This window comes from Trichococcus palustris, from assembly GCF_900114465.1.
Classification (GTDB): domain Bacteria; phylum Bacillota; class Bacilli; order Lactobacillales; family Aerococcaceae; genus Trichococcus; species Trichococcus palustris.
The window spans coordinates 119,459-132,647 of sequence record NZ_FOTD01000004.1; the positions used below are offsets into that span (position 1 = coordinate 119,459).

Genomic DNA, 13,189 nt, shown 5'->3' on the forward strand with positions numbered 1-13,189 from the left:
GAACGTCAGTAGCTGTGAGCGACAAGGGGGAAGTGAAAAAATGAGTAATCCGGTAGTCGTCTATGGAAGCAAATTTTTAGCAGAAATGCTGTATTATGATTCCTTAAACCATTCAGATTTCAAGATTGAGGCTTTTGCCGCAGATGAAGCGTATGTGGCTGAAACGGGCTATTATTTAGGTTTGCCGATGGTGGCGGTGGAAACAATCACGGAACGTTACCCACCTTCTTCCTACGATATGATTGTTTTGACGACTTCTTTCCATGATATGCGCAATCGGGAAGGCATGTACACAAAAGCGAAAGCCTTAGGATATACGCTGCGAAATTATATCAGTCCGTCCAGCATCGTTTCGCCAGGCTTAGAAATGGGGGATAACAACCTCATTTTTGAACAAGTATTCCTGGGGCACAGAGGGCAGCTGGGTTCAGGCAATATCATTCGGCAACAAGTTTATGTAGGCCATGAATTTACGGTGGGAAACAACAATGTCATCAGTTCAGGTTGCACGATCGGCGGAGAATGCCGCATCGAAAACAACTGTTATATAGGGTTGAATGCCACTATTCTGCATAAGCTTACGATTTCTGAAGAAAGCTTGGTTGGAGCAGGAAGTGTCGTGATAAGAAACACAGAACCCTTTTCAAGGAACGTGGGAAATCCAAGCAGGGTTTTGAGTTACCACAAGGAAGGGTTAAAGGTGAATCTATAACATGGATAAAATAATTGTAAATTTCACCCCGACCGGCATGATACCAACCAAAAAAGATACCCCTTATGTACCCATTTCGCCCGAAGAAATCATCCGTGAGGTTAAGCAGGCTTGGGAATTGGGCATTTCCATGGTGCATGTGCATGCCAGAAACAGCGACGATGAAAAACCAACCTATCGAAAGGAAGTCTATGCTGAAATCATTGCGGGCATCCGGCAATTCGCGCCGGAACTCGTCATCTGTGCTTCGACATCCGGAAGGAACTTCAATACGTTGGAAGCCAGAACGGACGTTTTGTCGCTTGAAGGCGATTTGAAACCGGATATGGGCAGCCTGACACTCAGCTCCCTGAATTTCAACAGGACCACCAGTGTAAATGACCCTTCCATGATTGTTGCCTTGGCTGAACGGATGAAAGAAAACGGCATTCGGCCTGAATTGGAAGCCTTCGATTTGGGGATGGTCAATTACTGCAACTATCTGATCAAAAAAGGGGCGGTGACTGCACCTTATTACGTCAATCTGATCTTGGGCAACATCGCCTGCGCCCAAGGGGATTTGCTGCATATCGGGTGCATGCTCAAAGACATTCCTGAAGACAGCCTTTTTTCGTTAGGCGCAGTCGGCAGCGACCAATTAAAAATGAATGCTTTGGGCATCACCATGGGCTGGGGCGTACGTGTCGGACTGGAAGACAACTTTTGGTATGATGAAAATCGGACACGGTTAGCAACGAACATGGATCTTCTGAATCGGATCCACAAGATTATTTCAGCAAATGAGAAAGAGGTCATGAGCTCCAAGGAACTGCGGCAAAAGCTCAATTTAGAGCCAGGATTTGGCAAATATGGCGTTGCCGGCTCCAACGCTTGAGGAAGTAGAGAGAAGGGATAATATGGAACATGCTTATCTGATACTGGCACATCATAATTTTGATACGTTAACCTTGTTGTTTCGGTTACTTGATGCGCCCAACAATAACCTCTATTTACATGTCGATGCGAAAGCACAGGGCTTTCATGAAGAAGAATTGCGAAGCGTTTTAAAGTCTTCGAAGTTAACCGTACTTCCTCCGCAGATTGTTTATTGGGGGGGATATAGTCAGATTGAAGCTACTCTGCGCTTAGTTGAGTATGCCCTGAAGGATGGGTTCGATTACTGCCATAGCATCACGGGGGTGGATCTCCCGCTGAAGACCCAGTCAGAAATAGATAGTTTTTTTACCAAACATGCCGGATATGAGTTCATCAATTATAGGCCGGAACGCTATGAATATGCCGAGTATAAATGCGCCTATTATCATCCCTTTGTGGAAACGAAATATAATCGCAAGTATAAGGCCGTGCGGCTTCTGGATCATGGGGTAGCCATGTTTCAAAAAACATTGGGTTTGAAGAGAAGCCAGACAAAGTTTTATCAAGGATCGGCCTATTTTTCGATCAGCGAAGAGTGCGCCAAGTATGTACTGTCAAAAAAAGATGAAATTAGGAAAAATTACCGGTACACAATCGGTGCAGACGAGGCTTATTTGCAGACTGTCATCATGAATTCCCCTTTTAAGGATCGACTGTATCGCTTCGAGGAGAAGTATTACGGGAACGCAATGTTGGTGGACTGGGATAGGTCCGAAAACAGGAACAATTCCCCTCATACATTCAGAATCAGTGATTACGACAATTTGATTGCGGTGGACGAAGGCATTTTATTTGCCAGAAAATTTGATGAGAACATTGATGCTGAAATAGTCAAAAAAATATTCCATTACATCGACGAAAGACAAAAAAGCGAAGGAAGCGACTACCGGACCCTGGCAGCAAAAGAGAATGATCAAACGGCGGTGAAATGAAGGATGCGGTCTTTCAGTGTCGAAGAGGGGGTTTCTCTTCGACACCCTGCTGTCGGGCATAGGAATGGTGGATGCTAATAAGGAAGAAGGAAAAAGTATGTATTATCAGCGCTATTTCAAAAGGCCCTTGGATTTCATGCTGTCATTATTAGCCATCGTCGCATTAAGCCCGTTTCTTCTTATCATCGCCCTGTTGGTCAGGGGGAAAATAGGCAGCCCGGTGCTGTTTAAACAAGAGCGCCCCGGACTTAACGAAAAAATCTTTTCCCTATACAAATTCCGCACCATGACGGATGCGAAAGGCGAGGATGGGCAGTTGCTGCCCGATGAGGCCCGTTTAACGCGGTTCGGCGAGTTGTTGCGATCGACTTCATTGGACGAATTGCCGGAACTGTTCAATATCCTGTTGGGGGATATGTCCATTGTCGGGCCAAGGCCGCTTTTGGTTAAGTATCTTCCCCTCTATGACGAACATCAAAAACGGCGCCATATGGTCAGGCCGGGATTATCCGGATTGGCGCAAGTGAACGGCAGAAATGCCATCAGTTGGGAAGAAAAATTCGATTTGGATGTTCGCTACGTTGATGACGTCACTTTTGTGGAGGATTGGAAAATCATCTTCCTGACCCTTAAGAAGGTTTTGACGAGAGAAGGCATCAACTCCGAAGCAGCTGCCACGATGGAAGATTTTAAGGGCAACGAAGGCGGCAGGGAAAAGCCGTTCGCATATGCGGAATCAGGGGGAACGGCCAACGAAGTTGGCGGATTTCCGCAAGATGGATTATAATACATTTCAAATAGCAACAGTTTTTTGATGGAAACGTCGGGTTTCTATGAACAACGATTTTCGAAATGTGGAAATGTAAGCGGATTCTAATGTGCTGAAGGCAGCGATGAAAAAGGATATTTCCGGAATAAAGGCAGGCGTGTGGTGGAATTGTTCGAATCCATGTGGATACAATGAAAAATGTCTTTTAGCAGCGGGAGGTGTTTTTTTTGCAACTATATCATTATCTATTTCTTTTTTCTCTACTATTGAAGCCATTCTATGTCTTCAGTTCCGGGGGGTTACAGATATCGGATCTATTTTTTATCCTGTCTTTCATCCTGTATGTCTTATTTGTGGGGAAAGGGGATAAAATCACCATCGACAAGACCGACAAGTGGCTTCTGTATTTTGTTTTCTTGGTTTTTGGCATTAATCTGGTCTATTTTCTGCTGTATGGAAGATTCGAATTCATTAGAGCGTCCCTGTACTATGTGTATAATTTTTTGACCGTGGTGTTTTTCAGGATATATTCTGAAGATGAGCGATTTCTGATGAATGTAGGGCGAGTCTGCAAATTGAACATTGTCATCCAGCTGCTCATCTATGTGCTGCACATCGGCAGATACTACTCAGAGAACCGATATATGGGAACGTTCAACGATCCGAACCAAATGGCTTTCTTCGTCTTCATGTCGTTGATCACCGCTCTCATCATCTCCAAGATAAGGCATACCAACTTGCATGTGCTGTATCATATCATCGCGATCGGATTGATCTTCCTTACTTCGTCCACCGGGATGCTGCTCGGGATGGCAGTATTCTATGCAGTCAGCGCAGCGCTGAAGCTCAGAATACTTGCGCAGCGCAGCCTTAATGTGAGGTTCATTTTAGGCACTACCGCCTTGCTGATGTTGGCATTGCTGTTCAGCTCGCAGATAGATGATTCCCTCACAAAACTTTCGGAAACTTCGATAATCGCTCGGGTTGAACAAAAGCTGGGCAGGGCCAATGGAACCGCTGTAGGTCCGACCAACCTCCAGGATCGGGGCATCGACAGGCTGTTGATCTATCCGGAAAAAATCATTTTCGGAGCCGGGGAAGGGTATCATAGCCGGTTTGACAAATCCTATTCCCGGAATGAAGTGCATTCGACCTTGTTGAGTATTCTATTCTATTACGGGATCGTGCCGACGCTGCTCTTTTTGTTCTGGTGCTATAAAAATATACGGGCCTTATCGGTGAATAATCTGGCGGTGGTCCTGGCGCTGTTCGTCGAGAGCCTCACCTTGCTGAATCAGAGGCAGCCCCTTTTCTGGATGATCTTCATCACCCTCAACATCCTGTACCAGCAGGAGTTGGCAGCGAAGAAGGCTATACAAAGCGACACCATCCTGACAGCGGGGCAGTGGGTAAACCCCATGGAATCGAACAGTCTGACGGGCATTTCAGAAAAATAGAAGGCAAGGAGAGGGCGTTCATGAGGATTTTATACGTTTCAACCATCTCGGACACCATCAATGCGTTTTTGGTGCCGCACATACACCTGTTGCTGGATGCGGGTCACACGGTGGATCTGGCTTGCAATGTAAGTGCGCCGATCAATCCAACGCTATTGGAACGCGGGTGCAAGATTTTCCCTATGAGCTTTCAACGTTCGCCTTTAAAGAAGCAGAACTACGGAGCGTACCAAAGTCTAAAGAAACGCATCGGGGATGGCAAGTACGATTGGGTGCATACGCACACACCAGTGGCTTCCACACTGACCCGGATTGCCTGCCGGAATATGCCGGATGTTAAGGTGATTTATACGGCCCATGGCTTCCATTTCTTTGAAGGTGCGCCGCTGAAGAATTGGCTGATTTATTATCCCGTAGAAAAATGGCTGTCCGGCTATACCGACCTGCTGCTCACCATGAACAGCGAAGATTATGGACGGGTTCAGAAAAAATTCCATGCCAAGATGGTTCAGTTTGTGAAGGGTGTGGGCGTTAATTTGGATAAATTCTCTGTTCCGACCGAAACGGAAAAGCAGGAGTTGCGTCAGGAATACGGCTTCGCTCCAGAAGACTTTATCCTTGTTTATCCGGCCGAACTGAGTTACAGAAAACATCAGGATTTATTGATCGAGGCGATGGACCGAGTGGCGCAGGATATCCCGAACAGCAAATTGCTGTTGATCGGCGATGGGCCAAACGAAGAAGCTTACCGAGAATTGATCAGCGAACGGCAGCTGGACGATCATATCGCGTTGATGGGATACAGAAAAGATGTCGCTAACTTGCTGATGCTTTCCGATGTGGCTGTCTCCTCATCCCGTCAGGAAGGACTGCCGGTGAACGTCATGGAAGCCATGGCGACCGGACTGCCTTTGGTGGTGAGCAATTGCCGGGGGAACCGGGATCTGGTCAAGGATGGCAAGAACGGATTTGTGATCACAGGTGATGCGCCGGAAACGTACGCCGCAAAAATAGGCCAGCTTTATGAAGATGGAAGCCTAAGGGAAACGATGAAAAAGGCCAATCTGGCGGATATCCAAAACTATTCCACCGAAAATGTATTGAAGGACATGGAAAGAATCTACGCAGAACTTCAATAGACTGGATGAGGGGTGTTGACAGAGCAGCAGCTTTCTCCACCAAAAAAGAGGAAAAAAGAGGGTGGGGGTGAATGCCATGCCAAAAATATCGGTCATCATGGGCGTCTATAATGGAGCCAGCAAACTGGGGACGGCGGTCGAATCAATAGTGAATCAGACGTTCACGGATTTTGAATTCATCCTGTGCGATGATGGGTCGTCCGATAACAGCGTGGAGATACTGGAAGGCTATGCAGCCAAAGACAAAAGAATCAAGGTCCTTCAGAATCCCCGCAACCTCAGTTTGGCTCCAACGCTCAACAACTGCCTGCAGGCTGCTACCGGAGAGTATATAGCCAGAATGGATGATGATGATATCTCACATCCGGAACGGTTTGAAAAAGAGGTGGCCTTTTTGGATTCGCATCCGGAATATGCCATCGTCGGCACAGGTCGAAATATCTATGACAGCGACGGTATTTGGGGGAATTACAACGGTGGGGGAGAAAGGTCACTGTTGGACATCTATCGAGGGAGGACTTTTCTCCATCCGTCCACCATGATGCGAAGGGAGGCTCTCCTTGCTGTCGGGGGATATACGATAGGGCCGGAAACCGAACGGTCGGAGGATTTCGATTTGTGGTGCAAATTGTACGAAAAAGGATACCGGGGCTACAATCTGAGCGATGTGTTAATCGATTACTATGAAGCCAGGGAATCGCACAGTAAACGCAAATATAAGTATAGAATCTATGAATACAGGTTAAGAAAAAAATGGCGGAAAAGGCTCGATTTGCCGCTGAAATACCAATTCTATGCCTACAAGACACTTGTTGTCGGTCTGGTTCCGCCAAAACTGTTGATGGCTTACCGTGAGTGGAAATATAAGGCCAGGTTGTGACAGCAGTCAAGGTTCTTGCTTCTTTCGTCCGTTTGGAATGATTCTGAGAAAACTGAAAGAGCACTGGGGGTGAGCGGATGTCCCGGACTAAAAATTCACTGATTAATTTAACGGCAGCGATGGTCGGGCAAGTGGTGGCGGTACCGATCGGTTTCGTGGCACGCATGGTTTTCATAAGAATCCTCGGTGCCGAATATCTTGGCATCAATGGGCTATTCACCAGTATCTTGACGATGCTTTCGTTGGTGGAACTGGGGATCGGCCCGGCAATCGTATTCAGCCTCTACAAACCGTTGGCGGAAAATGACACAAAAAAAGTGCAGGCCATCATGCAGCTGTATAAAAAGGCTTATACCATTATCGGCACAGTGATAGCCGTTTTGGGCATTGGCATTACCCCGTTTTTAAATTACCTCATCAAGGACATTCCAGACATTAAAAATATTGACATTATCTTTCTGCTGTTCGTAAGCAACTCAGCCATTTCCTATTTCTATGCCTATAAGCAAAATCTGATCATCGCTGATCAGCGGCGTTACGTGGTCACCATCTACCGCTATGCTTTTTTCTCGCTCCTCAATTTTTTGCAGATCGTCTTTCTGTACGCAACCAAAAACTATATCGTGTTTTTGGTTTTGCAAATCGTCTGCACGCTGCTGCAGAATCTCATGGTGGCAAGAAGTGCGGACAAGATGTATCCTTTTTTGCGGCAAAAAGCTGCAGAAAGATTGGATGGCGAAACGGTTCATGAAATCAAGAAGAATACGGGCGCGATGGTTTCGCATAAAATGGGGGAAATTGTGACAAATTCAACCGACAATATCGTGATTTCTGCCATGGTTGGGACCTTATGGGTGGGTCTGTATTCGAATTATGTATTGATCACCGTTGCCCTGAATGGGATAATGGGCCAATTTTTTACTGCGATAACCGCAAGCATCGGGAACTTGGGCGCAACGGAAAACAAAGGAAGGCTGCTGGCAGTCTTTCGGAGGGTCCAGTTTGCGACTTTCTGGATTTTTGGTTTCAGCGCCATTTGTTTGTTCTACCTTTTCAACCCCTTCATTGCGGTCTGGATAGGCAAAGCATACTGGTTGGCCATGGATACGGTGCTTCTATTGGCTATCCTGTTCTATGTTCAGGGGATGAGAAGAGCGGTACTCACCTTTCGGGAGGCGCTAGGCTTGTACTGGTACGATCGCTATAATCCCTTGTTTCAGACAGTGATCAATTTGGGTGTTTCGATCGCGCTTGCGCCGAAATTCGGCATTTCCGGGGTCATCATCGGGACGTTGATCAGCATTTTGACGACCTGCTTTTTGATAGAACCGTATTTTTTATACAAGAAGGGCTTTGATGCCCCTTTGAAATCCTATTATTTCAAATATGCCGTCTATACAGTGGCCACGGTGATGACCGGGGTGGCGACCGGGAAATGCATGGGGTTCATTACGGGGGACACTCTCTGGGCGCTTATCGAAAAATCCGTTGTTTGTTTGTCGGTTCCGAACATCATCTTTTTTGTGTTGTTTTGCCGTACGAAAGAATTCCGGTATTTCTTTGCACTGGCAAATCAGTTTGCGTTTAAAAAAGCAATGAAAAAAACAGAGTGATGCAGCAGGAAATAGCCATACAAAATGAATCTTTCCAGGTGGTTTGAACAGGGAAGAGATGATCTTTCATGTTATAATCAGGGTAAATATAATACCCTCCATCTTCAACGCAATATGGCAATCTCATCGATTAAAAGGCTGTTTGTTGCATATACAAACCTCGCACGGTTTATCATCTTCACATTCTTTTCCTCCTTTTCCCTTCATTTCAATCCTAAACCCTTACTTTTTTATTACGGGTTTACCTATAATCAAGCCTCCTTCATTTTTCATTAGTCAATCAGATTCTGCGTTGTTTTTTGTATTCGGAAGAATGCTCGCTCAGTGAGATGCATAAATCAAAGGCCAAACCTTGTCGCTTGATCATAAAATATTTGGAATGTAAGGTGGTGCAGGAAATGAAAACGTTATCCTTCAGAGGGAAAATGGTTGTGCTGATGGTTGCCGATATCGCGTGTATCACGTTGGCAGCTTTGCTGGCGTACTGGCTGCTCGAAGATTATATTGCTCTGCCTAATGGCTACTACTATGTGATGGTGGGAATAACATGCGGTATCTATATCCTGTTGGGAACAATGCGGCATTTGTTCTCGAATATGCCCTATTATACGGACATTCATGATGTAGTCGTAAATATCCAAATTTTGTCGATTGCCTTTTTGCTGTCAGCAGTCGTTTCAACCGGAATTTTTGACTTGGTGAGTCGCCGCTATGTCTTGTTGACCTATCTGTTTTGCTTGTTTTTTATACCAGGGATCCGGGTGGCATGGCGCATTTTTCACGAACACAACGAGGAACTTTCCAGCAGGGAACGTTCCGACGACAGAGGAAAGGTCAGAACGCTGTTGGTCGGCGCCGGGGAAGGCGGACGCCTTTTCATCTCGAGCCTGATGCATCGCCCGAATGAGATTGAGATCATCGGGATCGTCGATAGGGATGAGAAGAAGCGCAATTACCGCTTGATGGGCATCCCAGTGTTGGGGAGGGAAGAAGACATCCCACTTCTGGTGGCCGAAAATAACATCGATCAGGTAACGATTGCCATCCCTTCGCTGAAGCCAAAGGAAATGGAACGCATTTTGGATTACTGCAACCAGGTGGGTGTGACGGTGAACCAGATGCCGAAGATAGAGGACGTCATGACAGGTAAACTGTCCGTCAACCGTCTGCGCGATATCGATGTGGTCGATTTATTGAGCAGGGAAGAGGTCGAACTGAACAAAGAGTTGATTTCCGAAAATCTGAAGAATCAAGATATTCTCATCAGCGGCGCGGGCGGCTCCATCGGCTCCGAAATTTGCCGGCAAGTTGCGAAGTTCGAACCTAAGAGCATCATTCTTTTGGGACATGGCGAAAATTCGATCTACCTGATCCACAGAGAGCTGAATCTCCTCTATGGGAAGACGATAGATATCGTTCCCGTGATTGCGGATGTGCAGGACCGCAAGCTGATTTTCGAAGTGATGGCTCGCTACCAGCCGGAATATGTTTTCCATGCCGCAGCCCACAAGCACATTCCGATGATGGAATGGAACCCGCGGGAAGCGGTGAAGAACAATATCTACGGCACCAAGAACATGGCGGAAGCGGCTAAAGCAGCCGGAGTGAAGAGCTTCGTGATGATTTCGAGCGACAAGGCGGTTCGGCCGACCAACGTGATGGGTTCGACGAAGCGGCTTGCGGAAATGATTGTGACGGCGCTGAACGAACCCGGCAAAACGAAATTTGCGGCGGTGCGTTTTGGAAACGTCTTGGGAAGCCGCGGCAGCGTCATACCCGTCTTCAGGGAACAGATAGCGAAAGGCGGTCCCGTGACGGTGACCGATTTCCGCATGGTGCGTTATTTCATGACCATTCCGGAAGCAAGCCGCTTGGTCATCCAGGCTGGTGTACTCGCAAAAGGGGGAGAGATCTTCATCCTCGATATGGGAGAACCCGTAAAAATCGTCGATCTGGCCAAAAAAATGATCAAACTGTCCGGCTACACGGAAGGAGATATCCCGATTGTCGAAACAGGGATACGCCCTGGTGAAAAACTCTACGAAGAGCTGCTGGCAGACGAAAGCATGCTGGACAGCCAAGCCTATGAAAAGATATTTGTCGGAAAAGCATCCACCTATAAATTGGAAGACACCCTCGCCTTTGCGGACGAGCTCGTTCAGCAGCCTGTCGGAGAGCTCCGGCAAAACTTGATCGACTATGCCTGTGAGCATCAATGATTGTTTATTTTAGGAAACACATAAAACGCCCTAAAGAAAACCCCATCAATACCTTCAAAAGAAATCCTCAACAAAAAACACCAGAACGAAACGGAAGATAAAACCTCAAAAGATCATTCAAAGAAAAATCCTAAAAAATGGCCTAGCTTATTTTGAATGGACAGTCTATTCCTCAGTTTTGACGCCTATCGAAGGGAGACGGTTTATTTATGTCGGAAAAAATAGATAAGAAAATATTGTTGGCTTCCCCTCATATGTCGGGAAACGAAATGGGCTACATCCAAGAGGCATTCGATACGAACTGGATTGCTCCGCTTGGTCCGAATGTCACTGGATTCGAAAAGGAAGTATGCGCCTATACGGGTGCAAACTATGCGGATGCCCTTTCTTCCGGTACGGCAGCCATCCATATGGGGCTGATGTACCTAGGTGTGGGCAAAGGGGATATCGTCTTTTGCCCATCCCTGACCTTCTCCGCTTCCGCCAATCCCATCATCTATCTAGGGGCCACACCGGTCTTCATCGATTCGGAAAGGGAATCATGGAATATGTCGCCGGTCGCTTTGGCGAAAGCCTTTGAGAAATATCCTAATCCCAAAGCGGTTATCGTCGTGAATCTATACGGACAATCCGCTGATTACGACAAACTGAAGGCGATTGTGGACGAACACCATGTTCCGATACTGGAGGATGCCGCCGAGAGTCTGGGCGCTACCTACAAAGGGGTGAAAACCGGCACGATAGGAGAAATCGGAATCTACTCCTTCAACGGAAACAAAATCATCACAACGTCGGGCGGCGGGATGTTGGTGGCCCGCGAGAAGAAAATAATCGAGAAGGTGGAATTTTGGGCAACACAGGCAAAGGAACAGGCGCCCTATTACCAACATAAGGAAATCGGCTATAATTACCGGATGAGCAATGTCGTCGCAGGAATCGGCCGGGGACAGTTGAAAATATTGGATGAACGGATCGCCAAGAAAAAATACATCTTCGATTATTATGCGGATGCCTTCCAGGACTTGGAGGAGTTGGAGATGATGCCGATTGCGGCATACGGTGAACCGAATTATTGGCTCAGTTGCGTGACGATCAAGCCGGAATATGAGGTGCGCCCGAAAGCCTTGTTGGATTATCTGGCATCCAAAAATATTGAAGGAAGGCAAATCTGGAAACCGATGCATCTGCAGCCGGTCTTCAAAGGGGGGGACTTCTTCAGCCACAACCCAGAAGGAACGAGTGTAGCGGAGGACATCTTCGCCAGAGGATTGTGCCTGCCGTCGGATACGAAGATGACGGATGAGGATCTGGAGAGGGTCGTGACGCGGGTCAGCTGGTTTTTTGGGGCAGAAGCCGCGCGTAGGTAGGCTGGCGTTTTTACAATGAATCCATAGGGCGATTCCTTTCTAGTAGCTTGGAAAATGTGATATAATGAAAACGGATACAGGAAGATGATGCGATAAAAGGACCAGCTATATATTGTTTTGTTGTCCGCTTTCACAAGGCTGATGAAGTCAAAGGCCAAACACTAGGAGGGAAAGCAATGAAGGAAGAAGTTTCTTTAAAAGACCTTATGGCAATAATAAAGCAAAGAATGTGGATCATCATCAGCTTTGGCACACTTGGTCTTCTGCTCTCGGCAGTCTATACATTTCTGATTGTGACTCCCATGTACGATTCCACCACGCAATTATTGGTGAACCGTACAAATGATGGAACCAATAGTATCCAGCTCAATGATATCAACTCGAATGTACAAATGATCAACACTTATAAAGACATCATAAAAGGTCCGGTCATATTAGAGGGTGTCAAAGAAAAGCTGAATCTTGACTACACAGTCGAACAATTGGCTGAAATGATAGTGATCGGTGTAAACCAAAATTCACAAGTTTTCTCGCTGACTGTTACGGCACCGAATGCTGGCGAAGCAGCTGAAATTGCCAATGGCATTGCAGCAACATTCCAAAGTGCCATTTTTGACATCATGAATGTCGAAAATGTCAGCATCATTTCCGGCGCGACCGTCAATTCAAAACCTGTTTCTCCTGTCGCAGTGAATAATTTGGTGATAGGGCTGGGCGTAGGCCTGCTGTTCGGGTTCGGAATAGCTCTGCTGCGCTATGCATTGGATAAAACAATCGATGATCATCAGTTTGTCGCACAAACTATCGGTTGGCCAAATCTGGGCGTCATTTCGGAATTGAATAAGGAAGAGCTTCTCGCCATTTCGAATATGCCCAAAAAAGAGAGAGTCCCCGTTCCGCAAATACGTAAAAGTGATTCGACAGGCAATCTGGAAACAGCTAAACGAGAGCGAATCGGCGATCTGGAAATGCGCACATCCGAAGATATTGCCATTAAGGAAACGTCAAAAGAGAAACCCGTGGACATCGCCGAAAAACGCAAGAAAAAGACTGACTCCATGCCGGGCGGGATACATAGAGAAAAGCTTACCACTGTTTCGGAGATGACCAGAGAGAAGATTGGAGCCATTCTGAAAAATGAGTCCAGTCAATCTGCAAACGCCGGTAGTGAAAGGGGAAAGTAAAG

Annotated in this window: 12 protein-coding genes; 11 read left to right on the forward strand and 1 reads right to left on the reverse strand. The window is 46.6% G+C overall.

Going from position 1 to position 13,189, the window contains the following annotated elements:
• Window positions 1-40 precede the first annotated feature (40 nt).
• The 4 genes from BM101_RS04220 (at window position 41) to BM101_RS04235 (ending at window position 3,346) form a co-directional block, all read left to right on the forward strand.
• Window positions 41-712, forward strand: a complete 672-nt coding sequence (locus BM101_RS04220; protein ID WP_087033623.1) for an LbetaH domain-containing protein — start codon at window positions 41-43, stop codon at window positions 710-712.
• 1 nt (window position 713) lies between these two features.
• Window positions 714-1,586, forward strand: coding sequence for a beta-keto acid cleavage family enzyme (locus BM101_RS04225; protein WP_087033624.1), 873 nt, complete (start codon window positions 714-716; stop codon window positions 1,584-1,586).
• Between the two features lie 22 nt (window positions 1,587-1,608).
• Complete coding sequence (locus BM101_RS04230; protein WP_177194372.1) at window positions 1,609-2,559, forward strand: beta-1,6-N-acetylglucosaminyltransferase; 951 nt, start codon at window positions 1,609-1,611, stop codon at window positions 2,557-2,559.
• A gap of 97 nt (window positions 2,560-2,656) precedes the next feature.
• Window positions 2,657-3,346, forward strand: a complete 690-nt coding sequence (locus BM101_RS04235; protein ID WP_143084424.1) for a sugar transferase — start codon at window positions 2,657-2,659, stop codon at window positions 3,344-3,346.
• 6 nt (window positions 3,347-3,352) lie between these two features.
• Here BM101_RS04235 and BM101_RS13880 read toward each other — a convergent pair whose 3' ends face one another.
• Window positions 3,353-3,604 (reverse strand): hypothetical protein, encoded by a 252-nt coding sequence (locus BM101_RS13880; protein ID WP_143084425.1) that lies wholly within the window; start codon window positions 3,602-3,604, stop codon window positions 3,353-3,355.
• Between the two features lie 275 nt (window positions 3,605-3,879).
• Here BM101_RS13880 and BM101_RS04240 point away from each other — a divergent pair, with 275 nt between their 5' ends.
• The 7 genes from BM101_RS04240 (at window position 3,880) to BM101_RS04270 (ending at window position 13,187) form a co-directional block, all read left to right on the forward strand.
• Window positions 3,880-4,785, forward strand: coding sequence for a hypothetical protein (locus BM101_RS04240; protein ID WP_143084426.1), 906 nt, complete (start codon window positions 3,880-3,882; stop codon window positions 4,783-4,785).
• 20 nt (window positions 4,786-4,805) lie between these two features.
• The gene (locus tag BM101_RS04245; protein ID WP_087033628.1) at window positions 4,806-5,924 is read left to right on the forward strand and encodes a glycosyltransferase family 4 protein; all 1,119 of its coding nucleotides are present in this window, start codon (window positions 4,806-4,808) and stop codon (window positions 5,922-5,924) included.
• Between the two features lie 76 nt (window positions 5,925-6,000).
• Window positions 6,001-6,804, forward strand: a complete 804-nt coding sequence (locus tag BM101_RS04250) for a glycosyltransferase family 2 protein (RefSeq protein WP_143084427.1) — start codon at window positions 6,001-6,003, stop codon at window positions 6,802-6,804.
• A 77-nt stretch (window positions 6,805-6,881) separates the two neighbouring features.
• Complete coding sequence (locus BM101_RS04255) at window positions 6,882-8,417, forward strand: lipopolysaccharide biosynthesis protein (RefSeq protein ID WP_087033630.1); 1,536 nt, start codon at window positions 6,882-6,884, stop codon at window positions 8,415-8,417.
• 398 nt (window positions 8,418-8,815) lie between these two features.
• Window positions 8,816-10,636: a polysaccharide biosynthesis protein gene (locus BM101_RS04260; RefSeq protein ID WP_087033631.1), complete on the forward strand. Its 1,821-nt coding sequence runs from the start codon at window positions 8,816-8,818 to the stop codon at window positions 10,634-10,636.
• A gap of 209 nt (window positions 10,637-10,845) precedes the next feature.
• Entirely contained in the window at window positions 10,846-12,003 is a 1,158-nt protein-coding gene (locus BM101_RS04265) for a DegT/DnrJ/EryC1/StrS family aminotransferase (protein WP_087033632.1), read from the forward strand.
• A 176-nt stretch (window positions 12,004-12,179) separates the two neighbouring features.
• Entirely contained in the window at window positions 12,180-13,187 is a 1,008-nt protein-coding gene (locus BM101_RS04270) for a YveK family protein (RefSeq protein WP_087033633.1), read from the forward strand.
• Window positions 13,188-13,189: the final 2 nt, after the last annotated feature.